This window comes from Pseudomonas sp. GW821-FHT09C08 (genome assembly GCF_059418125.1).
In genome coordinates this window covers 103,655-126,832 of record NZ_JBWKPG010000005.1, presented here as the reverse complement: position 1 = coordinate 126,832, position 23,178 = coordinate 103,655, and the positions used below count along the sequence as shown (strand labels likewise).

Here is a 23,178-nt window from a genome sequence, read left to right as displayed (position 1 = left end):
ACACCATGTCCAACACGCTGTTTATTACTGGCGCAACCTCAGGTTTTGGCGAGGCCTGTGCCCGTCGTTTTGCCGAAGCCGGCTGGAAACTGGTGCTCACCGGTCGTCGTGCCGACCGTTTGAATGCGTTGGTCGAAGAGCTTTCCAAGCAGACCGAAGTGCATGGCCTGGTGGTGGACGTCCGTGACCGCAAAGGCATGGAAGACGCGATCGCCAATCTGCCAGCGTCGTTCGCCACCCTGCGTGGACTGATCAACAACGCCGGCCTGGCCGTGGGCACCGATCCTGCACCCAAGTGCAGCCTCGACGATTGGGAAACCATGGTCGACACCAACATCAAGGGCCTGCTGACCACCACCAGCCTGCTGCTGCCGCGCCTGATCGCCCATGGCCGTGGCGCCGGGATCATCAACCTGGGCTCCATCGCCGGCAGCTACCCGTACCCGGGCAGCCACGTGTATGGCGGCTCCAAGGCGTTCGTGAAGCAGTTCTCGCTGAACCTGCGTTGCGACCTGCAAGGTACCGGCGTGCGTGTGACCAACATCGAGCCAGGCCTGTGCGAAAGCGAGTTCTCGCTGGTGCGCTTCGGCGGCGACCAGGCGCGCTATGACGCCACCTACGCCGGTGCCGAGCCGATCCAGCCGCAGGACATTGCCGACACCATCTTCTGGGTGCTGAACACGCCTGCGCACGTCAACATCAACCGCCTGGAGTTGATGCCGGTGAGCCAGACCTGGGCTGGGTTTGCTATCGAGCGAGGCGCCAAGTAAGGCATTGGTTCGAGTCGTCGGCATCGCCGGCAAACCGGTTCCTGCAGGTGGTCATCTGTAGGAGCCGGCTTGCCGACGATGACGGCAAATCGGCCAAAACACGACATAAGGTACACTCCACCCCTGAAAACCCCTCCGCAGTGTGCGGTTTATAGGTTTTGACAGGAGGAAATGTGAGTAACCGAGGTGAGCAGGCGCTGCTCAAACAATCGACCATCCTGATGTTCGCCGTGGCGATCGCCGGGATTGTCACGGGTGTGGTATCTGGCGCCCAATCCATTCTATTCGACGGCTTTTTCTCGCTGATCGCCACCGCCATCAAGGTGTTGATGCTGATCACGGCCAAGCTGATCGCCAAGAAAAGCAACGAACGCTTCCAGTTCGGCTATTGGCACCTGGAACCCATGGTGCTGCTGATCGAAGGCAGTTTCCTCTTGCTGATCGCCATCTACGCGTTTCTCAACGGTGTGTTCGGCATCATCAATGGCGGGCGCGAGATCGAGTTGGGCCTGGTGATCATTTACGCAGCGGTGTTTACCGTTGTCGAGTTCGCTTATTTCTTCTACGTGCGCTACCGCAACCGTACGCTTAAATCGTCACTGATCCAGTTCGACAACATCAGTTGGCTGGTGGACGCGATGCTGTCGGTGGGTTTGCTGATCAGTTTCCTGGCTGCGCTGCTGCTCAAGTCCCAGGGCTATGGCGAATGGGCGGTGTATGTCGACCCGTTGATCCTGATCCTGCTGGCCCTGAGCATGCTGGCGCCGGCGCTGAAGATTTTGCGCCCGGCATTGCGCGAGGTGCTGGGCATTGCGCCGGATCATCTGGATGACAAAGTGCGTGAAGTGATGGACGCGGCCCAGGCCCGGCATGGTTTCGACGACTACGTGTCCTACGTGCAAAAGCACGGACGCGCACGGTTTATCGAGATTCATGTGGTATTGCCGGCGGATTACCCGGTGGACAACGTCGCCACGCTGGATGCGCTGCGTGAAGAGATATCCACAGGGCTGGGCAAGCCGGATGCGGCGCGTTGGCTGACGATCAGTTTTACCGGGGATCGCAAGTGGATTGCGTGATAGTCAGGTAGACCGAGGTGAGGCTTTCGCGAGCAAGCCCGCTCCCACAATTAACCGCGTCCTGCCTTTGGAATGCGGTTAAATGTGGGAGCGGGCTTGCTCGCGAAAGGGCCCATGAGGTCAGCCCAAATGCTGGACCAACCCCTGATAGCAGGTCGCCAAATGATAAGGCGTGGTAGACGGCATATCCCGCCGGCTGACCTCGCCATGGGCATCCAGGCATTCGTTCCAGCCTTTGGCATGCAGGAATCTTTGCTGCAGCGCCTGCAATTGACGCTGCAGCACGGCTTCACTGTTCGGCCGCAAGGTCAGTGCCCGCAGGTATTCGGCCTGTGCCCAGATACGCTGGGTGCCATCACGCACGCTACCGTCCAGGGCCAGCATGCCGCTGACCGCGCCACTGCTGTTATCCACACCCTGCTGTTCGGCGTAGGCAAATGCGCGCGTCAACGACGCATGCAGCGGCGTGCCGCGCAGCACTGGCGATGACTCCAGCAAAAAGAACCATTCGAACTGGTGGCCGGGCTCAAACCAGTTATCCACAGCGCCCAGCGGTTTTTCCAGCATCACGCCGTGCTCGGGGGCAATAAAGCGCTTCTGCATCGCGTTGGCCAAGTCCAGCAGAGCGTCTTGCGTGATCGGGTCTTCACGCACGGCCAGCGTGGCGAGGAAACCTTCGGCAAGGTGCATCAGCGGGTTTTGCAGTGGGCCGGACTTGAGGGATGACCAGTTGCGCTCCAGCACGGCTTCGTAGAGGCCGTCGCCGCTGGCGAACCGACTGGCGACCACTTCCAGGGCTGCGTCGAGCACCGACTCCACCAGTGGCTCACGCACCTTGGCCCAGTAGTGCGCACAGGCAAAGATGATGAACGCGTGGGTGTAGAGGTCTTTGCGCTTGTCCAGCGGCTGGCCGGCGGGGTCGATGCTGTAGAACCAGCCGCCGTGCTCGGCGTCGTGGAAATGCCGTTGCAGGGAACGGAACAGCGCCGCTGCGCGCTCTTCGGCGAAGGCCGCGCCGGGCTCGCCGATCAGGCTGGCAAACAGGTACAACTGCCGGGCGCAGGCCATGGCGCGGTAGCGTTGCGGGGGCAAGGGGCGGTGATCGGCGTCCAGCGCCTCATAGGGCAATGCCAACTCGGCGTTCCAGCCAGGGCCTTGCCAGAGCGGCACGATCAGGCTGTGGAAGTGCGTGAGCACGGTGTTCAAGGAGGGGTGGGAAGCGCTGGGCATTGGCTGGCGTCGTCACGGCAGGGGTGTTTGCCGCGCATGGTAGCAGGCTTGGGATCTATGGTGTTTGCGCTGGCGCTATCGCGGGCAAGCCCGCTCCCACATTTGGGTGTGTGAAACCGGTCAAATGTGGGCGGCTGGCTTGCCTGCGATGTCGCCCTTATCGGCGCGACAACACTCAGCCCGCCAACAACCACACCCCAGTCGCCGCCGAAGCCGCGCCGGCAATCCGCACCAACGGCGCCGCCGCTGCCGGCAGGAAGCGCACTACCGCATACCCGGCCGCGTGCAACACCGCCGTTGCGCCGACAAAGCCTGCGGCATAGGCCCAAGGGCTTGACATGTCCGGCAACTCCAGGCCATGGGCCACGCCGTGGAACAGCGCAAACAACGCCGTGGCAGCCACGGCCACGAACAGCGGCGGACGCACCGCCAGCGCCACCGCCAGGCCCAGGGCCAATACCGAAGCGGCAATCCCGCTTTCCAGGGCCGGCAGTTCCAGCCCTTCAAAGCCCAGCACGCCGCCGATCAGCATGGTGCCGACAAAGGTGCACGGCAGGGCCCAGCGCGCGGCGCCTTTTTGTTGGGCCGCCCACAGGCCGACCGCAACCATCGCCAGCAAGTGGTCGATGCCGCTGAGGGGATGGCTGATACCGGCCACCAGGCCGTTGTCGCCGTGGCCCGGGTGAGCGAAGGCCAGGGCAGGGGCGAGCAGCAGGGCGGCAGCTGCGAGGAGTTTGTTGAGGCTCATGGACAGGTTCCTTGTGGGTTGATCAGGCGGCGGTCAGCAGGCCCTGGCGTTCGATGAAGGCGACGATGTCGGCCAGGCCGACGCCGGTTTTCTGGTTGCTGAACACAAAGGGTTTACCGTTGCGCATGCGCTGGGTGTCGCTGTTCATCAGCTCCAGCGAGGCGCCGACCATCGGCGCGAGGTCGATCTTGTTGATCACCAGCAGGTCGGATTTGCAAATGCCAGGCCCGCCTTTGCGCGGCAGCTTGTCGCCGGCGGACACATCGATCACGTAGATGGTCAGGTCCGACAGTTCCGGGCTGAAGGTGGCCGAGAGGTTGTCGCCACCGGACTCCACGAGGATCAGGTCCAGGCCGGGGAAGCGGCGGTTGAGCTGGTCCACCGCTTCCAGGTTGATCGAGGCGTCTTCACGGATCGCCGTGTGCGGGCAGCCACCGGTTTCCACGCCGATGATGCGCTCCGGCGCCAGCGCCTGGTTGCGCACCAGGAAATCGGCGTCTTCGCGGGTGTAGATGTCGTTGGTGACGACGGCCAGGTTGTAGCGGTCGCGCAGCGCGAGGCACAGGGCCAGGGTCAGGGCCGTTTTGCCGGAGCCCACCGGGCCGCCGATACCGACGCGCAGGGGTTGTGTGTTCATGTGCTTCTCCACAGTAAAAGGCCTCAGGAACGGAACAGTCGGCTGTACTGGCGCTCATGGGCCATGCACGCCAGGGACAGGCCGAAGGCGGCGCTGCCGAAATGGTTGGGGGCGATATGGCTGGCGTCCTGCTGGGCCTGTTGCAGCAGCGGCAGCAGTTCGCTGGTCAAGCGCTGCGCGGCCTGCTGGCCCAGCGGCAGGGTTTTCATCAATACGGCCAGTTGGTTTTCCAGCCAGCTCCAGAGCCAGGCGGCGAGGGCATCGTCAGGGCTGATAGTCCAGGCCCGCGCCGCCAGCGCCCAGCCCAGGGCCAGGTGCGGCTCTGGCTGGCGGGCGAGGAAATCCTCGGCGGCCTGGTCGAGTTCCGGCAGGCCATTGAGCAGTTGCTGCAAGGAGTAGCCCATCTGCCGGCTCTCCTGATACAGCTCGCGGGTTTCACGGCTGGCGCGGTGCTCTTCGCACAATTGGGTCAGGCGCGGCCAATCGAGTTCGGCAGCGGCGCGGCAATGGGCGAGCAAGAGGGGCGCTTCAAAGCGTGCCAGGTTGAGCAGCAGTTGGTCGCTGATCCAGCGCCGCGCACTGGCCGCGTCGTTGACGCGACCGTTCTCCACGGCCATTTCCAGGCCCTGGGAATAGCTGTAGCCACCAATCGGCAATTGCGGACTGGCCAGACGCAGCAGCGCCCAGGCTGGGTTCATGGACGCACGCCGAACTGGTGCAACTTGGGCGGGTAGTTGAAATCTTCATCGCCATGCCGCGAATGATGGTGGCCGCCGCCGTAGGCACCGTGTTCCGGTTGGAAGGGTGCCTCGATGGTCTCGGTGTGGGCGCCCAGTTGCTCCAGCATGGCCTTGAGCACGTAGTCATCGAGCAGGCGCAACCAACCGTCCCCCACTTGCAACGCCACATGCCGGTTGCCCAGGTGATAGGCGGCGCGGGTCAGTTCGAAGGCGCTGCTGCAGGTGACGTGAAGCAGTTGTTCAGGTCGTGCAACGACGCGTACGACGCGTCCGTCTTCGGCCTGCAGGCATTCGCCATCGTGCAGCGGCGGCTGGCCACGCTCCAGGAACAGGCCGACGTCTTCACCGTCGGCACTGAAACAGCGCAGGCGGCTTTTGCTGCGTGCTTCGAAATTCAGCAGCAACTCGGCGGCCCAGAGGGCTTGGGGGGCGATTCGGCGGTGGATCACCAGCATCAGGAAGCTTCCAGCAATGAGCGATGAGAGTGCTAGAGCAAGGGGCTTGCCAACCCCGGTGAAGGGTAGGAATTGCTTGTAGGCAGTGTAGTAGTGCTACTAAAGAGGGCGTAGGAAGTTTCCAGCGGTGAACCAAAGTGGTGCGCGTGGCAGTAGAGCGCACCTGTCATGGGCGTTTTAGGACTATTCCTACAAGTGATGCGGATTCGGCGTTCAAAACGTTACGCACTGTTTCTTTAGGCTGTGCGCCGTGTTTATCCCATTGCGACGTTCATCATGTTCAAGTCATTTTTTTGTTTAGTGATTGTCAGTCTGTCTTTCGCCATTTCGTCTGCGTCGGCCAATCTACAGCCGCGGCCTATGTTCACGGCGTCTTTTAAAGAAGCGTCCATTGAGGATGTGGTTGACCGTGCCCACCAATTGCTCGGCACACCTTACAAATGGGGCGGTGCCTCGGCGGAGCAGGGCTTCGATTGCAGCAGCTTCCTGGTGTACCTGTTCAAGACCGAAGCCAATATCCAGATTCCGCGCACCACGCTGGCAATGCATCGATCAACGGCGGCGACCATCAAGCGCCATGCACTCAAGCCTGGCGACGCGGTATTTTTCAAAGGTAATGGGCGCGGCCAGGTCAGCCATGTGGGGTTGTACATCGGTGACGGCAAGTTCATTCATTCGCCGCGCGCCGGCAAAAACGTGCGTATCGATTCGCTGAGCAATTCGTACTGGAACAAGCACTACACCACCGCGAAGCGTTTTCACCCGGCGGGGTAAGGCGCTTATTCGGTGCTGCCCAGGCCCTGCCAATGCTTCAGGCCGATAAAGATAAAGCGCAATTGCTGGGTGATTTTCGCCTGGGGCGTGAGGTGGGCAGGCAGCGCCTGGGCGGGCGGGTCGATGATGTCGGGGAGGGTGGCGAACACACTTTTGACGATCAGGTCGGCCATCACGTGCAGGCCTTCGGCATCTAGGTGTTGCAGCTTGGGCATCAGCGTCAGGTCGGCCGCCAGGTCGCGGGTGATGTCTTCGCGCAAGGCGCCGATGGCCTGGCGCACGGCGAGGCAGCCGCCGTATTGCTCGCGGGCCAGGAACAGGAATTGCGAACGGTTGGCCGAGACTACATCGAGAAAGATCCGCACGGAGGCATCAATAATGCCGCCCATCACGAATTCATTGTGGCGCACCAGGCGAATCGTGGCGCGAAAGGTCTGGCCCACTTCACTGACCAATACCAGTCCGAGCTGGTCCATGTCGGCAAAATGACGGTAGAAACCGGTCGGCACGATGCCGGCCGTCTTCGCCACTTCACGCAGGCTCAGGCTGCCAAACCCACGGCCACACTCCATCAGATGGCGGGCTGCATCCATCAGGGCGAGGCGGGTCTGTTGCTTCTGTTCGGCGCGGGGCAGCATTGGCGGGCGGGCTTTTGTCGACAAGTACAGCGCTGCACTCTAGCAAAACAGCTTCGCTGGCGTCGAACTTGACGGGGCAGGCGGGGTGACAGGTGCTATGAAAAGTCAAAAGCCCGATCGGCTGATCGGGCTTTTTTCAGGGCCACCACGGGGTTAGCTCTGTGCTTGATGCAGTTCTTGCAGACGGTCCGAGCCGCCTTCGGCAACGCCTTCAGTGTAAGCGCGTTTGTTGGCTTGTTCAGAACCACCTTCGACCAGGCCTTTCTGTTCCAGGCGATCACGGCCACCTTCAGCAACACCTTCGGTGTAGGCGCGTTTGTTGGCCTGTTCCGAACCGTTTTCAGCCACGCCGCCTTTGGCGTAGTCACGATTCTCTTCTTCTTGCGAACCGCTGCGAGCCAGGGTCTGGCTGGATTGAACGGCTTGGGCTTTGTTCTGTGGGGTTGCCTGTTCGGCTGCTGGCAGGGCAAAGGCACTGGAAGCAAGGACAGACAGCAGGACGGTAGCGAGTACTTGGCGTTTCATGATGGGTTGCTCCTTGGGAGGGCGATAAAGTGGGTACAGGGCTAATGCTACTCTTGATAAGTCGATATAAAAGTTCATAAACACAATGGTAATAATCAACAGAATTGATTGTTCGCCAGAGCCGCTCTAGAACGGGCCTCTCAAGCACGCGCTTTTGCACCGAGGTGGGTATTTTCGACACGAACATGGGTAACAATGGTGCGCCCGTTGATGATCGAATCTGTCTGATCGATCAGGAAAATGGCTTTTTGCGACTAAATCCGCGATCGAGTTAAACCCCCGCGCGGTTTGCCAGTCGTAGCCTTATGAGCTGTAGTTCAGCTATTCGTGTTGAGGAGTCCTGTGCAATGACGCGCACTCGTAAAATCGTCGCCTGGAGCTGCGCCAGCTTCGTTCTGTTAATCGCCATCTTGGTGCTGGTCCTGGTGTTTTTTGACTGGAACCGCATCAAGCCGCCCCTCAATGCCAAGGTTTCCGAAGAGTTGCATCGCCCGTTTGCCATCAATGGCAACCTGGCCGTGGTGTGGGCGCGTGAGCCCGACGAAGGCGGCTGGCGTGCCTGGGTGCCATGGCCCCACGTGATTGCCGAAGACCTGACCCTGGGCAATCCCGATTGGTCGAAACAGCCGCAAATGGTCACGTTGAAGAAGGTCGAGCTGCGCATTTCGCCCCTGGCGCTGCTGGTGCAGCGCGTGGTGATCCCGCGCATCGACCTCACCGAGCCGAGTGCCCAGTTGCAGCGCCTGGCCGACGGCCGCGCCAACTGGACATTCAAGTTCGACCCCAAGGACCCCAACGCCGAACCCTCCAGTTGGGTGGTGGACATTGGCGCCATCGGCTTCGACAAGGGCCACGTCACCCTCGACGACCAGACCCTCAAGACCCAGCTCGACGTGATCATCGACCCCTTGGGCAAGCCGATTCCGTTTGGCGAAATCGTCGGCGACGCCGATGCCAAGAAGGCCCTGGAAAAAGGCTCGGCACCGCAGGACTACGCGTTCGGGCTCAAGGTCAAAGGCCAGTACCATGGCCAGAAACTCGACGGCAGCGGCAAAATCGGTGGCCTGCTGGCCCTGCAGGACGCGGCCAAGCCATTCCCGCTGCAGGCCCAGGTCAAGATCGCCGACACCAGCATCGCGCTGGCCGGCACCCTGACCGACCCGCTGAACCTCGGCGCCCTCGACCTGCGCCTGAAACTCTCCGGCACCAGCCTGGGCAACCTGTACCCGCTGACGGGCGTGACCCTGCCGGACTCACCGGCCTACGCCACTGACGGGCACTTGATCGCCAAACTGCACGAGCCGACGGGTGCGTCTTTCCGGTACGAAAACTTCAACGGCAAGATCGGTGACAGTGACATCCACGGCAACCTCGGCTACGTCGCCAGCCAGCCACGGCCCAAGCTCAGCGGCGCGCTGGTGTCCAATCAATTGCTGATGACCGACCTCGCGCCCCTGATCGGCGCCGATTCCAACGCCAAGCAAAAGGCCCGGGGCGGCGAAAGCAAACAGCCGGCGACCAAAGTGCTGCCGGTGGAAGAGTTCCGCACCGAGCGCTGGCGCGACATGGATGCCGATGTGGAATTCACCGGCAAGCGCATCGTGCACAGTGCCGATCTGCCGTTCACCGACCTCTACACCCACCTGATCCTCAACGACGGCGAACTGAGCCTGGAACCCCTGCGTTTCGGCGTGGCCGGCGGCAAGCTGGACGCGCAGATCCGTTTGAATGGCCGCACCACGCCAATGGAAGGCCGTGCCCGGCTCACTGCGCGCAACTTCAAGCTCAAGCAGCTGTTCCCGACCTTCGAGCCGATGAAAACCAGCTTTGGTGAACTCAACGGCGACGCGGATATTTCCGGGCGCGGCAACTCCGTGGCGGCGCTGCTGGGCACCTCCAACGGTGACCTGAAAATGCTCATCAACGATGGCGCCATCAGCCGTAGCCTGATGGAAATCGCCGGGCTCAACGTCGGCAACTACGTGGTGGGCCGCCTGTTTGGCGACAAGGAAGTGAAGATCAACTGCGCGGCGGCGGACTTCGGCATCAAGACTGGCCTGGCGACTACGCGGCTGTTTGTGTTCGATACTGAGAACGCCATCATCTACATCGATGGCACGGCGAACATGGCCACCGAGCAGCTCGACCTCACCATCACGCCGGAATCCAAGGGCTTCCGCCTGTTCTCCCTGCGTTCCCCGCTGTACGTCAACGGCCCGTTCATCAAGCCGAATGCCGGGGTGAAAGCCATCCCATTGGCGCTGCGTGGTGCAGGCATGGTCGCCCTGGGCGTGATCGCCGGCCCGGCTGCCGGTTTGCTGGCGCTGGTCGCCCCCAGCGGCGATGAGCCGAACCAATGCGCACCGTTGCTCCAGCAGATGAAGGAAGGCAAGGCGCCGAAGACCGTGAAAGGCTGATCCGACACAAAAAAACAGGAGCCGGCTTGCCGGCGATGAGGCCTTGGTTCTCGGTGGAGAGCTTGAGGCCATCATCGCCGGCAAGCCGGCTCCTACAGGGTGTTGCGGGGGTTACAGGCTTTCTAGGATGTCAGCCATGTCGTCTGCGTGCTCTTCTTCCTGGGCGAGGATTTCTTCAAACAGGCGGCGCGTGGTTGGATCCTTGTCGCCGATGTACTGGATGATTTCACGGTAGCTGTCCACCGCGATCCGCTCGGCCACCAGGTCTTCGTAGACCATTTCCTTCAAGCTGTTACCCGCCACGTATTGAGCATGGGAGTTCTTCGACAGCAGGTCCGGGTTGAACTCCGGTTCGCCACCCAGTTGCACGATGCGCTCGGCGAGTTTGTCGGCGTGTTCGGCTTCCTGGGTCGCGTGCTCGAGGAATTCCTCGGCGGCGATCTGGGCCTTGACGCCGCTGGCCATGAAGTAGTGGCGCTTGTAGCGCAGCACGCACACCAGTTCTGTGGCCAACGAGGCATTGAGCAGGCGAATGATCTCTTCGCGGTCGGCGTCGTAACCCTCGGTCACGGCACCGTTTTCGACGTTCTGGCGGGCGCGGCTGCGCAGGGTCGCAACGTCAGTCAAGTTTGCTTCAGTCATCTCAATCTCCTGGTGCTAATCCGGTTTTACGCCACGCTCTACCGGCGTGATCGCTCCAAGTTGTGAGTCCTGCGTGACGCAAAAAGTTTTATCGGATTTCAATGGCGTCGAGCATTTGCAAACCATCGCCTGTTCATGGGGCGGTCATGTCATTTGGTCTAGGATGGTTCAATCGCCCTAACGACCAGGATGTCAGCGTCATGCCCCAACCGCTCGCCACGCGTTATCCCCTGGTGCTGGTACCCGGCATGCTCGGCTTCGTGCGCGTGGGGTTGTTTCCCTATTGGTACGGCATTGTCCCGGCGCTGCGGGCCGGTGGCGCGCAGGTGTTTGCCGTGCAGGTGGCGCCGCTGGATTCCAGCGAGGTGCGCGGTGAGCAACTGCTGACGCAAATCGAACAGATTCGCCGTGACACCGGTGCCGACAAGGTCAACCTGATCGGCCATAGCCAGGGCGCGCTCACCGCCCGCTATGCGGCGGCCAAGCGCCCTGACTGGGTGGCGTCGGTGACGTCGGTGGCCGGGCCCAATCAGGGTTCGGAGCTGGCGGACCATATCCACCTTCATTACCCGGCCGAGAGTGTCAAAGGCCGGATCATGAGCGCGCTGTTCCATCTGGTTGCCTGGGTGATGGGCGTGCTGGAAACCGGCTATCGCGGGCCGCGCTTCAAGGCTGATCTGCAGGCCTCGCACCATTCCCTGACCAGCGCCGGCGTGGCCCTGTTCAATCGCCAGTATCCCCAGGGGTTGCCCGACACCTGGGGTGGACACGGCGCCGAGGTGGTCAATGGCGTGCGCTATTACTCGTGGTCCGGCACTTTGCAGCCGGGCAAGACCGATCGCGGGCGCAACCTGCTGGACGGCACGAACCGCAGTTGCCGCTTGTTCGCGCGCAGTTTTGTGCGGGAAAAGGGCCAGTGTGACGGCATGGTCGGGCGCTACAGTTCGCATTTGGGGCGGGTGATCGGCGATGACTATGCGTTGGACCACTTCGACATCGTCAACCAGTCCATGGGGCTGGTGGGCAAGGGCGCGGAGCCGATCCGCTTGTTCGTCGAGCATGCGCAGCGATTGAAAGCCGACGGGGTTTAGCCGGCTCAATCGCGCAATCGTTTATCGCGCCAAGCCAGCACCCACCAAGCAACGCGGTCCACTGTGGGAGCGGGCTTGCCCGCGATAGCCAGGGCTCAGGCCGCGCTGGCCTCGCGGCGCACCGGCGTGGTCCAGCGCTCCGACAAGATCACCCCGCCCAACGTCAGCAAGCCACCCACCAGGTGATACAGCGCCAACTCCTCCTTCAACACCACGGCTGCAATCAGCGCGGTGATCAGCGGCAGCAGATTGAAAAACAATGTGGTGCGGCTTGGCCCCAGGGTCTTGACCGAATGCATCCACGCCAACGGCGCGAGCATCGACGCCAGCAAGCACGCGTACAGCACCAACGGGATGTTCGCCCAGCCCAGGCCCGCTTTCGCCGAAAACAGGAACAGCGGAAACAGCACCACCACCGCCACCAGCACCTGAAGATAGAGGAGCACCAACGGCGGCAGGCGCAGCTGCCATTTTTTCAGCAGGGTGCTGTAGACCGCATAGGCCAGGGTGGCCACCAGCATCATGCCGTCGCCGAGGTTCACGCCGTGCTGCAGCAGCGCGCCGAGGCTGCCGGCCGAGACCACCACGACCACGCCGGCAAATGACAGCACGGCACCGGTGAGGGCGCCGAAGGTCAGGCGCTGGCCGAGGCTGATGATGGCGGCGGTCAATGCCATCAACGGCATCAGCGAGAGGATGATGCCCATGTTGGTGGCGCTGGTCAGCGTGGCGGCGTAATAGGCCAGGCTCTGGTACACGGCCATGCCCAGCACGCCGAGGATGAAAACCTTGCCCAGGTTCGGGCGGATGATCGACCAGTTGGCAATCACCGGCTTGAGCATGAACGGGGTAAACAGCAGCGCTGCGAGCAACCAGCGATAAAAGCCGATTTCTGCGGGGAAGATCGAGCCCACGGCCAACTTGTTGACTACGGTGTTGCCGGCCCAGATAAAGATAGCCAGCAGCGGATACGCGTATTGCATCGAAAGAAACCAGGTGTGTTGATGAGGCAGGATTATCCCCTTGTCTGGATCGAAGCCTATACTGCGATCCAGACAACCTGCGCCTGTATCCAGACAATATGCCCAGACACATCGTCCGCCTCGCCGATTTCGCCCGGCTGCCCAGCCCGGTGTACTTTCGCTACTCTGATTTTGCCCCGGATACCGAGTGCACGCCGCACCAGCACTTGTGGGGTTCGCTGGATTATTCGGCGAGTGGGGTAATGCGCATGGAAGTGGCCGGCAGCCGCTTCATGTCGCCGCCGCAGTATGCGGTCTGGGTGCCGCCGCAGACCGAGCACAGCTCGTACAACGCCCACGCGATCATCTACCACTCGGTGGGCCTGGCCCCGGAGCTGTGCGAGCAACTGCCGAAGCACCCCTGCACCTTGGCGATCAGCGACATTCTCAAGGCGATCCTCAAGGATTTTGCCCAGCGTGATGTGAATAACCCTCAGAGCGACGCCGACCGCCGTCTGGCTGACGTGGTGGTGGATCAACTCAGGCAGGCGCCGATTCACGATTGCTTCCTGCCCTACGCGCGTCACCCCGGGCTGCTCGGCGTACTCGAAGGCATGCAGGCCGACCCTGGCGACAATCGTCCCCTGGCGCACTGGGCCGAGCAGGTGCATGTCAGCGAGCGCACCCTGGCGCGGCAATTTGTGCGTGAGTTGGGCATGAGTTTCGGCGAATGGCGCCAGCGCCTGCGTTACCTCGCCGCCATCGAAGCTCTCGACAGCGAGCGCAGCGTGCAACATGTGGCCTTCGACCTGGGCTACAGCACCGCCTCGGCCTTCATCGCCATGTTCCAGCGCCATGCCGGCTGCACGCCGGAGCAGTACCGGCGGACAAATATCCGCGGCCGGTGAAGATGTAACAGGCTTTGACTACACTCCTCGGTAGGCCGTGCCCCCCGGCACGGTAACAGGGAGAAAACTCCATGAAGATGCTGCGTATTCCGCTGTTGATGATGGGCCTGCTGCTGTGTTCCCAGGGTTTTGCCGCCACTGCCCAGCAAAATAAAATGACCACCTGCAATGCCGACGCCACCACCAAGGCGCTCAAAGGCGATGAACGCAAAGCCTTTATGAGTACGTGTCTCAAGGCGGCTCCCGCTGCCAACGACGCCAAGACCCTGACGCCCCAGCAGCAGAAGATGAAAGACTGCAATGCCGACGCCAAGACCAAAGCCTTGACCGGCGACGCGCGCAAAACCTTTATGAGCACCTGCCTGAAGAAATAATAGCCCCAGGCCATAGAAGGCTGCGACACTCGCACACAGCCCCCTGTAGGTGCTGGCTTGCCAGCGAAAAAGCGGGAACGCTCACGCGTTTATCCAGACTAAACGCGGTGCCCTTGCGTTTTTCGCCGGCAAGCCGGCTCCTACAACATCCTTTAACGCCGTTCGTTTTGAGGCTGTATGCCAACGTTTTCTCAGCGTCACGTGTTGTTGCTGGTCAGTTGCGTCATCATTTTCGGTGGATTATTGCTGGTCCTGCCGCTGAAGCTGCTGCCCAGCCTGTTGGCCGGCCTGCTGGTGTATGAACTGGTCAACATGCTCACCCCGCAGTTGCAGCGGCTGATCGAAGGTCGGCGCGCGCGCTGGTTGGCCGTGGCCTTGCTCGGCACCTTGATCGTCAGCGTGCTGACCCTGATCTTCGCCGGCGCCATCAGCTTCCTGCTCCACGAAGCAGAAAATCCCGGGGCGTCCCTCGACAAGTTCATGGGCGTGGTCGACCGCGCGCGCGGCCAGCTGCCGCCCTTCCTCGATGCCTACTTGCCCGCCAGCGCCGCCGAGTTCCGCGTGGCCATCGGTGATTGGCTGAGCAAACACCTGAGCGAACTGCAGTTGGTCGGCAAAGACGCCGCGCACATGTTCGTCACCCTGCTGATCGGCATGGTGCTCGGCGCGATCATCGCGCTGCAGCGCGTGCCCGACCTTACCAAGCGCAAGCCGCTCGCCGCTGCGCTGTTCGACCGCCTGCACTTGCTGGTCCAGGCCTTTCGCAACATCGTCTTCGCCCAGATCAAAATCGCCGCGCTGAACACGGCCTTTACCGCGATCTTCCTGGCCGTGGTGCTGCCGCTGTGTGGCATTCACCTGCCGCTGACCAAGACCCTGATCGTGCTGACCTTCCTGCTCGGCCTGCTGCCGGTGATTGGCAACCTGATGTCCAACACGCTGATCACCATCGTCGCGCTGTCGTTGTCGATCTGGGTGGCGGTGGCGGCGCTGGGCTACCTGATCGTGATCCACAAGGTCGAGTATTTCCTCAACGCGCGCATTGTCGGCGGGCAGATCAGTGCCAAATCGTGGGAATTGCTCCTGGCGATGCTGGTGTTTGAAGCCGCGTTTGGCTTGCCGGGCGTGGTGGCGGGGCCGATCTACTACGCGTATTTGAAGAGCGAATTGAAGCTCGCTGGCATGGTTTGATGCAATAACGAGAACGTTAAAGGGACTTAAGGGGAAACTAGCAGTGAGCGACAATCTCTACGCTCCGCCAACGGCGGAGCTGACCGACACAGCGCGGCCGTCAGCCGAGTTTTACGTCATTTCCAAAAAGAAATTGCTGATCCTGAGCCTGCTCAGTTTTGGGCTTTACACCTATGTCTGGGCGTATAAAAACTGGAGCTTGTACAAGCAGGCCAACCAGGCCGATATGTTGCCAGTGGCGCGCGCGTTCTTTTTTATTTTCTTTATCCACAAGCTCTATCGCCTGGCCTACCGGCGCGTAGTCGAGAGCGGCCGCAAGTTCGACTTCGATTTTGAACAGTGGGCGACGGTTTTCGTGGTGCTGACGGTGGGCGCCAATATGTTCGACGCGGCGGCGGCGCGGATCGAGGCGTGGTCTGCATATAAGAACCTGACGATGCTGGCGATTCCGATCTGTGCCTACATCCTGCAGCAGTCCCAAGGCCTGATCAATTTTGCCGCGGGGGATCCTGACGGCGAGAGCAATGATCGTTTCAGCCCATGGAACTACCTGGTGATCGTGCCGGGGGTGGTGGTCTGGGGGCTGACGTTCCTGGGGCTGTGGTCGATTTATTTCCGCTAGGGCGGGTGGGCTTGTCCTGCGATGAGTGGGCTTTTTTGTGGCGAGCGGGCTTGCCCCGCGTTGGGCTGCGAAGCAGCCCCAAAACCATCATCCCAGGCATACCTGAAACACCGCATTCATCCTTGATGGGGCTGCTTCGCAGCCCAACGCGGGGCAAGCCCGCTCGCCACAAGAAGCCCGCTCGCCACAAGAAGCCTGGCAGCCACAATAAGCTCATCAGCCACATCAAGCCTGGCAGCCACAATAAGCTCATCAGCCACATCAAGCCTGGCAGCCACAACAAGCCCATCAGCCATATCAAGCCTGGCAGCCACAATAAGCTCATCAGCCATATCAAACCCTGCAGGCCACAGGAGACTTTGGTTGGCTCATCAAGCCCTGCAGGCCACAAGAGGCTCTGGTTGCCTCAAGAGCCTCCTCTGGCCAGCGTCTCGCTCAACTGCCGTAGCGTTTGCTTGCCTCGATTGCCAGGCCGCTGCCGATGCTGCCGAAGATGTTGCCTTCCACGTGCCGTGCATTCGGCAGCATTGCCGAGATGCTGTGGCGCAGGGCCGGGATGCCGCTCGAACCGCCGGTGAAGAACACCGTGTCCACTTGGGCAACGTCCACCGAGGCGTCGGCCAGCAATTGCGTGACGCTGTTGCGCACGCGCTCCAGCAGGCCGTCGATGGCCGACTCGAACAGGCTGCGGCTCAGGTTCACGCTCAAGCCCGGTTCAACCCGGTCGAGCAGTACGTGGCGGCTGTCTTCGTGGGTCAGCTGGATCTTGGTTTCTTCCACTTCCATCGCCAGCCAGTGGCCGGCGCGCTGTTCGATCAGCTTGAACAGGCGGTCGATGCCGCCGGTGTCTTCGATGTCGTAGCGCATGCTGCCCAGGGCCAGCTGGGATTTCTGCGAGTACACCGAGTTGATGGTGTGCCAGGTGGCCAGGTTCATGTGGTGGCTGGTGGGCATGTAGGCTCCGCTTTTCATGCGGCTGCCGTAGCCGAACAGCGGCATCATGCCGGCCAGCGACAGTTGCTTGTCGAAGTCGGTCCCGCCGATGTGCACACCGCCGGTGGCGAGGATATCGTCGTGGCGGTTGTCGTTGTGACGGCGGTCCGGTGACAGGCGCACCAGCGAGAAGTCGGACGTACCGCCGCCGATGTCGACGATCAGCACCAGCTCTTCCTTCTCGATGGTCGACTCGTAGTCGAAGGCCGCGGCAATCGGTTCGTACTGGAACGAGATGTCCTTGAAGCCGATCTTGCGCGCTACATCCACCAGGGTGTTTTCGGCTTCCTGGTCGGCCATCGGGTCGTCATCGACGAAGAACACCGGACGTCCCAGCACCACTTCCTCGAACTCGCGGCCGGCGGTGGTCTCGGCACGGCTCTTGAGTTGGCCGATAAACAGCGCCAGCAGGTCGGTGAACGGCATGGCCGTGCCCAATACGCTGGTGTCGTGCTTGATCAGCTTGGAACCCAGCAGGCTCTTGAGCGAGCGCATCAGCCGGCCTTCGTAGTTTTCCAGGTACTCGTGCAGGGCCAGGCGACCGTAGACCGGGCGGCGCTCCTCGAAGTTGAAGAACACCACCGACGGCAACGTGATCTTGTCGTCCTCCAGCGCGATAAGCGTCTCCTCGCCAGGGCGGATCCAGCCGACGGTGGAGTTGGACGTGCCAAAGTCGATGCCGCAGGCACGGGCTGGAGATGGGTTTTTCATGTCTATCGGGTTCCGGTTGAAAAACGGCCGCGCAGTGTATGCCAGTCGCAAAGGAATGCGTAGGCCGACTATCCGTTAAATGGTGCTTGAAAGTACGCGTTTCGCCCCCACATCTTGTGCATACGGCTAGCGCCGATAACACTTTGACGCACCCCTAGGCCACAGCACTCAACAGGTGCAATGCAGCGCACGTTGTGCCCCGGGCTGTGCGATCTCGATTAAGGATGGTGAACCTCCGATGGATTTCAAAGACTACTACAAGATTCTGGGTGTCGAGCCGAGCGCCGATGACAAGGAAATCAAGGCCGCCTATCGCAAGCTCGCACGCAAATACCACCCGGATGTCAGCAAGGAAAAAGACGCCGAAGCCAAGTTCAAGGACGCGTCCGAAGCCTATGAAGCGCTTAAAAGCGCGGATAAGCGCGCGGAATACGACGAACTGCGCAAATACGGCCAACATGGCCAGCCATTCCAGGGGCCACCGGGCTGGCAGAGCCGTGGCGGCTTTGGTGGCGGCCAGGACGCGGGCGACTTCTCGGACTTCTTCAGTTCGATCTTCGGCTCGCGTGGCGATGCCTTCGGAGGCGGCCAGCGTCGTCCTGCCGGGCGTAAAGGCCAGGACGTGGAGATGCAGTTGTCGGTGTTCCTCGAGGAGACGCTGTCGACCGAGTCCAAGCAGATCAGCTTCCAGGTGCCGCAATACGACGCCTCGGGCCGGCATGTCAGCAACACCACCAAGAGCCTGAACGTGAAGATCCCTGCCGGCGTGACCGACGGCGAGCGCATCCGCCTCAAGGGCCAGGGCGCACCGGGCATCGGCGGCGGGCCGAATGGCGACCTGTACCTGATCATCAAGTTTGCGCCACACCCCAAGTTCGAGGTGGATGGCGAGAACCTGATCATCAACCTGCCCCTGGCGCCATGGGAATTGGCGTTGGGCACGGAAGTGGCGGTGCCGACCCTGACCGGCAAGATCAACCTCAAGGTGCCAGCCGGCAGCCAGAACGGCCAGCGCATGCGCGCCAAGGGCCATGGCTTGCTGAACAAGGCCGGGCAGCGCGGCTTCCTTTACGTGCAGCTCAAGGCGGTGATGCCACCGGCAGGCGATGACGAGGTGAAAGCGTTGTGGCAGGCGTTGGCGCAGAAAGCGGCCTTCGATCCTCGCGCCAATTTCTGACGCGCCCTTGCAGGAGCCCGGCTTGCCGACGATAGCGTTCTAGAGACTGCTATCGCCGGCAAGCCGGGCTCCTGCACGATTCGGGGTTCAGAACAGGAAATACCGCTGCGCCATCGGCAACACGTCCGCCGGCTCGCACCACAGCAACACCCCATCGGCCTTGACCTGGTAGGTCTGCGGATCCACCTCGATATCCGGCAGGTAATCGTTGTGGATCAGGTCGGTTTTCTGCACGTCGCGACAGCCCTTCACAACCCCAATCTGTTTCTTCAGGCCCAGCGCTTCCGGCAGGCCTGCGTCCATCGCTGCCTGGCTGATAAAGGTCAGGCTGGTGGCGTGCAACGAGCTGCCAAAACTGGCGAACATCGGGCGGTAGTGCACCGGCTGTGGCGTCGGGATCGAGGCGTTGGCGTCGCCCATCAGGCTGGAGGCAATCGCACCGCCCTTGAGGATCAGGCTCGGCTTGATGCCGAAGAACGCCGGGCGCCAGAGCACCAGGTCAGCCCATTTGCCGACTTCGATGGAGCCGACGATATGACTGATGCCATGGGTGATCGCCGGGTTGATGGTGTACTTGGCGATGTAGCGCTTGGCGCGGAAGTTATCGTTGCCCGGACCGTCGCCGGGCAGGGCGCCGCGCTGTTTTTTCATCTTGTCGGCGGTCTGCCAGGTGCGCGTGATGACCTCGCCGACACGGCCCATGGCCTGGCTGTCGGAGCTGATCATCGAGAAGGCGCCGAGGTCGTGCAGGATGTCTTCGGCGGCGATGGTTTCGCGGCGGATGCGGCTTTCGGCGAAGGCCACGTCTTCGGCAATGCTCGGGTCCAGGTGATGGCAGACCATCAACATGTCCAGGTGTTCGTCGATGGTATTGCGCGTGAACGGCCGCGTCGGGTTGGTGGAACTGGGCAGCACGTTGGCAAAGCCGCAGGCCTTGATGATGTCCGGCGCATGGCCGCCACCGGCACCCTCGGTGTGATAGGTGTGAATGGTGCGGCCCTTCAGCGCGGCCAGGGTGGTTTCGACGAAACCCGACTCGTTGAGGGTGTCGCTGTGGATCGCCACTTGCACGTCGTACTGGTCGGCGACGCTCAGGCAGTTGTCGATGCTGGCGGGCGTGGTGCCCCAGTCTTCATGCAGCTTCAAGCCGATGGCGCCGGCCTTGACCTGTTCGATCAGCGGCTCCGGCAGGCTGGCGTTGCCCTTGCCGGTCAAGCCGATGTTCATCGGGAACGAGTCGCTGGCCTGCAGCATGCGCGCCAGGTGCCACGGACCCGAGGTGCAGGTGGTGGCGTTGGTGCCGGTGGCCGGGCCGGTGCCGCCGCCGATCATGGTGGTGACGCCGCTGGTCAGCGCCTCTTCGATCTGCTGCGGGCAGATGAAATGCACATGGGAGTCGATGCCCCCGGCAGTGAGGATCATGCCTTCGCCAGCGATCACTTCGGTGCTGGCGCCGATGGCCATGGTCACACCGGGTTGGATATCCGGGTTGCCGGCCTTGCCGATGGCATGGATGCGGCCATTCTTGAGGCCCACATCGGCCTTGACGATGCCCCAGTGGTCGATGATCAGCGCGTTGGTGATCAGGGTATCGACGACCTCGTGGGCGAGCAGTTGGCTCTGGCCCTGGCCATCGCGGATCACTTTGCCGCCGCCGAATTTCACTTCTTCGCCGTAGACGGTGAAGTCCTGCTCCACTTCGACGAACAGCTCGGTGTCGGCCAGGCGGACCTTGTCGCCGACGGTGGGGCCGTACATGTCGGCGTAGGCTTGTCTGGAAATCTTCATGTGATTGCCTTGGGAATTAAGTGAATGTGGGATCGCGCGCTCGCTTTCGCCGGCTTCCCGGCGATGGGGCCTAGAGGTCGCCCATGATCCGCCCGGCAAAACCAAATACCCGGCGTCCGCCGCTCAAATCGACCAGTTCGATTTCACGGCTTTGCCCAGGCTCGAACCGCACCGCCGTGCCCGCTGGAATATTCAGGCGCATGCCGCGACTCAATGCGCGGTCGAAGGTCAGTGCGTCGTTGGTCTCGAAAAAGTGGTAATGCGAACCCACCTGGATCGGGCGGTCGCCGCTGTTGGCCACGCTCAGGGTGACGGTGCGGCGGCCGACATTGAGTTCGATCTCGCCAGGCTGGATCTGATATTCGCCAGGAATCATGCAGGTTGCCCCAAGGTCTTGAAGTAGATGGCGGTCGGGGTGTAGCGCCCGTCCGGGCTTTGGCAGTAGTCGGGCAGTTCGCCGATCTTGGTGTAGCGCAGGGACTGGTAGAAGGCCTCGGCGCCCGAGCCGGCTTCGGTGTCCAGGTACAACAGGCCGCGCTTGTGCTGGCGCGCGGCGAGTTCCAGGGTGTTCATCAACTGTTGGCCCAGGCCATGGCGTCGCGCGCTGCTGTGCACCAGCAGTTTTTGCACCTCGGCGCGGTTCAGGCCGTTGGCTTTCAGGCACAGCGCCAATTGCACGCTGGCGATCACCTGTTCGTCGCGCACCACCACCCACAGCAGCAGGCTGGCGTCTTCGATGCTGGCGCGCACGCCTTGCAAATAGTCGCGGGCCTGGGCTTCATCGAAGTCGGCCATGAAACCCACCGACGCGCCATGCTTGACCGCGTCGAGCAACAGCTCCACCAAGCCCTGGCGGTAGTGGGCAAAACTTTCAGCATTGACTCGACGCAGATGGGTCGCGCTCATCGATCTCACTCCTTGGGCGGTTGCGCGCCCGGGTTCAATGTCAGTTGCATAAAGGTCAGGTCCAGCCAGCGGCCGAACTTGATGCCCACCTGGGGCATCTGCCCGGTGGTGATGAAGCCCAGGCGTTCATGCAGGCGGATCGAGGCCTGGTTGCCGCTTTCGATGGCGGCGACCATCACGTGTTTGCCACAGCCGCGCGCGCGTTCGATCAGGGCTTGCATCAGCAGGGGGCCAAGGCCTTTGCCGCGCTGGTCGTTGCGCACATATACCGAGTGTTCGACGCTGTAGCGAAAGCCTTCGAAGGGGCGCCAGTCACCGAACGAGGCGTAGCCGATCACTTCATCATTTTCCACCGCGACCAGGATCGGATAGGCCTGGGCCTGGCGCGAACTGAACCAGGCCTGGCGGTTGCCGAGGTCCACCGGTTGTTCGTTCCAGATCGCCGTGGTGTTGAGCACCGCGTCGTTGTAGATATCGCGAATCGCCGGCAGGTCGGCGTGCACGGCGTCACGCAGGGAGATGGACATGCTCGGTCCCTCAAGCAATCGGTTGGTGGACGGTGACCAGCTTGGTGCCGTCCGGGAACGTGGCTTCCACCTGGATATCCGGGATCATTTCCGGGATGCCTTCCATCACTTGCTCACGGCTCAGCAGGGTGGTGCCGTAATGCATCAGGTCGGCCACGGTGCGGCCATCGCGGGCGCCTTCCATCAGGGCGGCGGAAATATACGCGATGGTTTCCGGGTAGTTGAGCTTCACCCCGCGCGCCAGGCGGCGCTCGGCCACCAGGCCGGCGGTAAAGATCAGCAGCTTGTCTTTTTCCCGTGGGGTCAGATCCATGGTTCAAGGTCCTTCAAAACGTTATTCATAAAAACACCGTAGATCCCTGTGCGAAACCTTCGTGACTGCGCCACCGCGATCGCCGGCAAGCCGGCTCCTGCAGTGCGAATCTTCATGTGCTCCAGATTCTCGGTGAAACGGCTTCACGGCCCAGCACCGCCGGGCGTAAGAGTTTCCATAAATCAATCAACCAGCCCCGCGCCAACAGCGCTTCACTGGCCAGGCAGCGGGCGACCAGCAAACCGGGCAGTTGGGTCAGGTCGCCGCGCACGGCGTGGGGCAGGGCGCGGCACTGTTCGAGTAGTTGCGGTTCGATCTCGGCGGTCAGCAACAGCGTGGCGAACACCGGTTGGCCGTCGAGGCCGATGGGCGAGTCGAGCAAACCGTCGGCGCCCACAATGCGCTGGCGCTCATGCCAGAGCAACTGGCCGTCGCGGCGGATATCCAAGTGTGATTGGAAGTGGCCGAGGTCGAAACGCTCGCCACTGGCCGGGCGACCGAGGGCAATGACGTCCCAGTAGAACAGCCGCGCATCGCCGTGCAGTTGGATGCGCGTGGTGAGCTCGGCCTGGGCGGCGCTGAACACGATGGTTTCCTGGGGCAGCCACTCCAGGGTCGCGCCGGCTTCCACGGTCAAGTCCAGTTGCTGAAACGCCGGGCCGCTGGCGCGGTACCACTTGGCCGCGCCGGGGCTGGTCAATTGGGCCCAGGCGCCTGTGCCGACATGCGCGCTGATGTCCAGGCGATCACCACCGGCAATTCCGCCGGGCGGGTGCACGATGATGTGCTGGCACACCTCGGGGCCTTCGGCATACAGGTGCTTCTGCACCCGCAGCGGGCCGAGGTGGCGGCGCATTACCGGACGCGTGGTGTCGCCGAAACGTGCGTAGCCGAGTTCCAGCTCGGCGTGCCAGCTGGGGGTGAACAGGGCGGGGGAGACGGGCAGGTTCATGGTTGAGT

27 protein-coding genes are annotated in these 23,178 nt (G+C 62.0%); 10 read left to right on the top strand and 17 right to left on the bottom strand.

Annotated features, from left to right (window positions below):
* Positions 1-5: 5 nt before the first annotated feature.
* Positions 6-770 carry an SDR family oxidoreductase gene (locus tag AC07OJ_RS18660; protein ID WP_065900173.1) on the top strand — a complete coding sequence of 255 codons (765 nt, stop codon included), beginning with the start codon at positions 6-8 and terminating at the stop codon, positions 768-770.
* A gap of 173 nt (positions 771-943) precedes the next feature.
* Positions 944-1,849 (top strand): cation diffusion facilitator family transporter, encoded by a 906-nt coding sequence (locus tag AC07OJ_RS18655; RefSeq protein WP_065900175.1) that lies wholly within the window; start codon positions 944-946, stop codon positions 1,847-1,849.
* A gap of 120 nt (positions 1,850-1,969) precedes the next feature.
* On the opposite strand, the gene AC07OJ_RS18650 is transcribed toward AC07OJ_RS18655, so the two are convergent.
* From AC07OJ_RS18650 to ureE, 5 genes are all read right to left on the bottom strand, one after another.
* Positions 1,970-3,079, bottom strand: coding sequence for an AGE family epimerase/isomerase (locus AC07OJ_RS18650; protein WP_495094965.1), 1,110 nt, complete (start codon positions 3,077-3,079; stop codon positions 1,970-1,972).
* A gap of 175 nt (positions 3,080-3,254) precedes the next feature.
* Positions 3,255-3,827 (bottom strand): HupE/UreJ family protein, encoded by a 573-nt coding sequence (locus AC07OJ_RS18645; RefSeq protein ID WP_106805307.1) that lies wholly within the window; start codon positions 3,825-3,827, stop codon positions 3,255-3,257.
* A gap of 22 nt (positions 3,828-3,849) precedes the next feature.
* The gene (gene ureG / locus AC07OJ_RS18640) at positions 3,850-4,464 is read right to left on the bottom strand and encodes an urease accessory protein UreG (protein WP_065900180.1); all 615 of its coding nucleotides are present in this window, start codon (positions 4,462-4,464) and stop codon (positions 3,850-3,852) included.
* 23 nt (positions 4,465-4,487) lie between these two features.
* Positions 4,488-5,162, bottom strand: a complete 675-nt coding sequence (locus tag AC07OJ_RS18635) for an urease accessory protein UreF (protein ID WP_282398002.1) — start codon at positions 5,160-5,162, stop codon at positions 4,488-4,490.
* Positions 5,159-5,659, bottom strand: a complete 501-nt coding sequence (gene ureE, locus AC07OJ_RS18630) for an urease accessory protein UreE (protein WP_065900182.1) — start codon at positions 5,657-5,659, stop codon at positions 5,159-5,161. Before ureE ends, AC07OJ_RS18635 begins: the two co-directional genes overlap by 4 nt.
* A 276-nt stretch (positions 5,660-5,935) precedes the next feature.
* On the opposite strand from ureE, the gene AC07OJ_RS18625 reads away from it, so the two are divergent.
* Complete coding sequence (locus AC07OJ_RS18625; protein ID WP_495095090.1) at positions 5,936-6,433, top strand: C40 family peptidase; 498 nt, start codon at positions 5,936-5,938, stop codon at positions 6,431-6,433.
* A 5-nt stretch (positions 6,434-6,438) separates the two neighbouring features.
* On the opposite strand, the gene AC07OJ_RS18620 is transcribed toward AC07OJ_RS18625, so the two are convergent.
* Both AC07OJ_RS18620 and AC07OJ_RS18615 read right to left on the bottom strand, forming a co-directional pair.
* Positions 6,439-7,071: a TetR family transcriptional regulator gene (locus AC07OJ_RS18620; protein WP_065900186.1), complete on the bottom strand. Its 633-nt coding sequence runs from the start codon at positions 7,069-7,071 to the stop codon at positions 6,439-6,441.
* A 153-nt stretch (positions 7,072-7,224) separates the two neighbouring features.
* On the bottom strand, positions 7,225-7,596 hold the full coding sequence (locus AC07OJ_RS18615; protein ID WP_065900187.1) for a hypothetical protein: 372 nt from the start codon (positions 7,594-7,596) through the stop codon (positions 7,225-7,227).
* 347 nt (positions 7,597-7,943) lie between these two features.
* Between AC07OJ_RS18615 and AC07OJ_RS18610 the strand changes: the two genes are divergently transcribed.
* Positions 7,944-10,013, top strand: a complete 2,070-nt coding sequence (locus AC07OJ_RS18610; RefSeq protein WP_065900188.1) for an AsmA family protein — start codon at positions 7,944-7,946, stop codon at positions 10,011-10,013.
* 111 nt (positions 10,014-10,124) lie between these two features.
* Here the strand turns inward: AC07OJ_RS18610 and AC07OJ_RS18605 are convergent, their stop codons facing one another.
* The gene (locus tag AC07OJ_RS18605; RefSeq protein WP_034105637.1) at positions 10,125-10,655 is read right to left on the bottom strand and encodes a ferritin-like domain-containing protein; all 531 of its coding nucleotides are present in this window, start codon (positions 10,653-10,655) and stop codon (positions 10,125-10,127) included.
* Positions 10,656-10,855: 200 nt separating this feature from the next.
* Between AC07OJ_RS18605 and AC07OJ_RS18600 the strand changes: the two genes are divergently transcribed.
* Positions 10,856-11,746: an esterase/lipase family protein gene (locus tag AC07OJ_RS18600; protein WP_120447510.1), complete on the top strand. Its 891-nt coding sequence runs from the start codon at positions 10,856-10,858 to the stop codon at positions 11,744-11,746.
* 95 nt (positions 11,747-11,841) lie between these two features.
* On the opposite strand, the gene AC07OJ_RS18595 is transcribed toward AC07OJ_RS18600, so the two are convergent.
* The gene (locus AC07OJ_RS18595; RefSeq protein WP_120447511.1) at positions 11,842-12,729 is read right to left on the bottom strand and encodes a DMT family transporter; all 888 of its coding nucleotides are present in this window, start codon (positions 12,727-12,729) and stop codon (positions 11,842-11,844) included.
* A 98-nt stretch (positions 12,730-12,827) separates the two neighbouring features.
* Between AC07OJ_RS18595 and AC07OJ_RS18590 the strand changes: the two genes are divergently transcribed.
* The 4 genes from AC07OJ_RS18590 to AC07OJ_RS18575 all read left to right on the top strand — a co-directional run bounded on the left by AC07OJ_RS18590 (position 12,828) and on the right by AC07OJ_RS18575 (position 15,803).
* The gene (locus AC07OJ_RS18590) at positions 12,828-13,616 is read left to right on the top strand and encodes an AraC family transcriptional regulator (protein ID WP_106805302.1); all 789 of its coding nucleotides are present in this window, start codon (positions 12,828-12,830) and stop codon (positions 13,614-13,616) included.
* A 71-nt stretch (positions 13,617-13,687) separates the two neighbouring features.
* The gene (locus AC07OJ_RS18585; protein WP_065900193.1) at positions 13,688-13,990 is read left to right on the top strand and encodes a PsiF family protein; all 303 of its coding nucleotides are present in this window, start codon (positions 13,688-13,690) and stop codon (positions 13,988-13,990) included.
* A gap of 177 nt (positions 13,991-14,167) precedes the next feature.
* On the top strand, positions 14,168-15,181 hold the full coding sequence (locus AC07OJ_RS18580; protein WP_065900195.1) for an AI-2E family transporter: 1,014 nt from the start codon (positions 14,168-14,170) through the stop codon (positions 15,179-15,181).
* A gap of 43 nt (positions 15,182-15,224) precedes the next feature.
* Positions 15,225-15,803 carry a hypothetical protein gene (locus AC07OJ_RS18575; RefSeq protein WP_065900197.1) on the top strand — a complete coding sequence of 193 codons (579 nt, stop codon included), beginning with the start codon at positions 15,225-15,227 and terminating at the stop codon, positions 15,801-15,803.
* Between the two features lie 116 nt (positions 15,804-15,919).
* Here AC07OJ_RS18575 and AC07OJ_RS18570 read toward each other — a convergent pair whose 3' ends face one another.
* Together AC07OJ_RS18570 and AC07OJ_RS18565 are read right to left on the bottom strand one after the other, a co-directional pair.
* Positions 15,920-16,135: a hypothetical protein gene (locus tag AC07OJ_RS18570; protein WP_495094964.1), complete on the bottom strand. Its 216-nt coding sequence runs from the start codon at positions 16,133-16,135 to the stop codon at positions 15,920-15,922.
* Between the two features lie 103 nt (positions 16,136-16,238).
* Positions 16,239-17,507: an Hsp70 family protein gene (locus AC07OJ_RS18565; RefSeq protein ID WP_122718856.1), complete on the bottom strand. Its 1,269-nt coding sequence runs from the start codon at positions 17,505-17,507 to the stop codon at positions 16,239-16,241.
* A gap of 238 nt (positions 17,508-17,745) precedes the next feature.
* Between AC07OJ_RS18565 and AC07OJ_RS18560 the strand changes: the two genes are divergently transcribed.
* Entirely contained in the window at positions 17,746-18,684 is a 939-nt protein-coding gene (locus AC07OJ_RS18560) for a DnaJ C-terminal domain-containing protein (RefSeq protein ID WP_065900211.1), read from the top strand.
* Positions 18,685-18,771: 87 nt separating this feature from the next.
* Here AC07OJ_RS18560 and ureC read toward each other — a convergent pair whose 3' ends face one another.
* From ureC to AC07OJ_RS18530, 6 genes are all read right to left on the bottom strand, one after another.
* On the bottom strand, positions 18,772-20,472 hold the full coding sequence (ureC, locus tag AC07OJ_RS18555) for an urease subunit alpha (protein WP_065900213.1): 1,701 nt from the start codon (positions 20,470-20,472) through the stop codon (positions 18,772-18,774).
* A gap of 70 nt (positions 20,473-20,542) precedes the next feature.
* Positions 20,543-20,848, bottom strand: coding sequence for an urease subunit beta (locus AC07OJ_RS18550; protein WP_065900216.1), 306 nt, complete (start codon positions 20,846-20,848; stop codon positions 20,543-20,545).
* Positions 20,845-21,378 carry a GNAT family N-acetyltransferase gene (locus AC07OJ_RS18545; protein WP_120447516.1) on the bottom strand — a complete coding sequence of 178 codons (534 nt, stop codon included), beginning with the start codon at positions 21,376-21,378 and terminating at the stop codon, positions 20,845-20,847. Before AC07OJ_RS18545 ends, AC07OJ_RS18550 begins: the two co-directional genes overlap by 4 nt.
* A gap of 5 nt (positions 21,379-21,383) precedes the next feature.
* Positions 21,384-21,905, bottom strand: coding sequence for a GNAT family N-acetyltransferase (locus AC07OJ_RS18540; RefSeq protein ID WP_495005495.1), 522 nt, complete (start codon positions 21,903-21,905; stop codon positions 21,384-21,386).
* A 10-nt stretch (positions 21,906-21,915) separates the two neighbouring features.
* On the bottom strand, positions 21,916-22,218 hold the full coding sequence (gene ureA / locus AC07OJ_RS18535; RefSeq protein WP_003171437.1) for an urease subunit gamma: 303 nt from the start codon (positions 22,216-22,218) through the stop codon (positions 21,916-21,918).
* Between the two features lie 112 nt (positions 22,219-22,330).
* On the bottom strand, positions 22,331-23,170 hold the full coding sequence (locus AC07OJ_RS18530; protein WP_106805296.1) for an urease accessory protein UreD: 840 nt from the start codon (positions 23,168-23,170) through the stop codon (positions 22,331-22,333).
* Between the last annotated feature and the right edge of the window lie 8 nt (positions 23,171-23,178).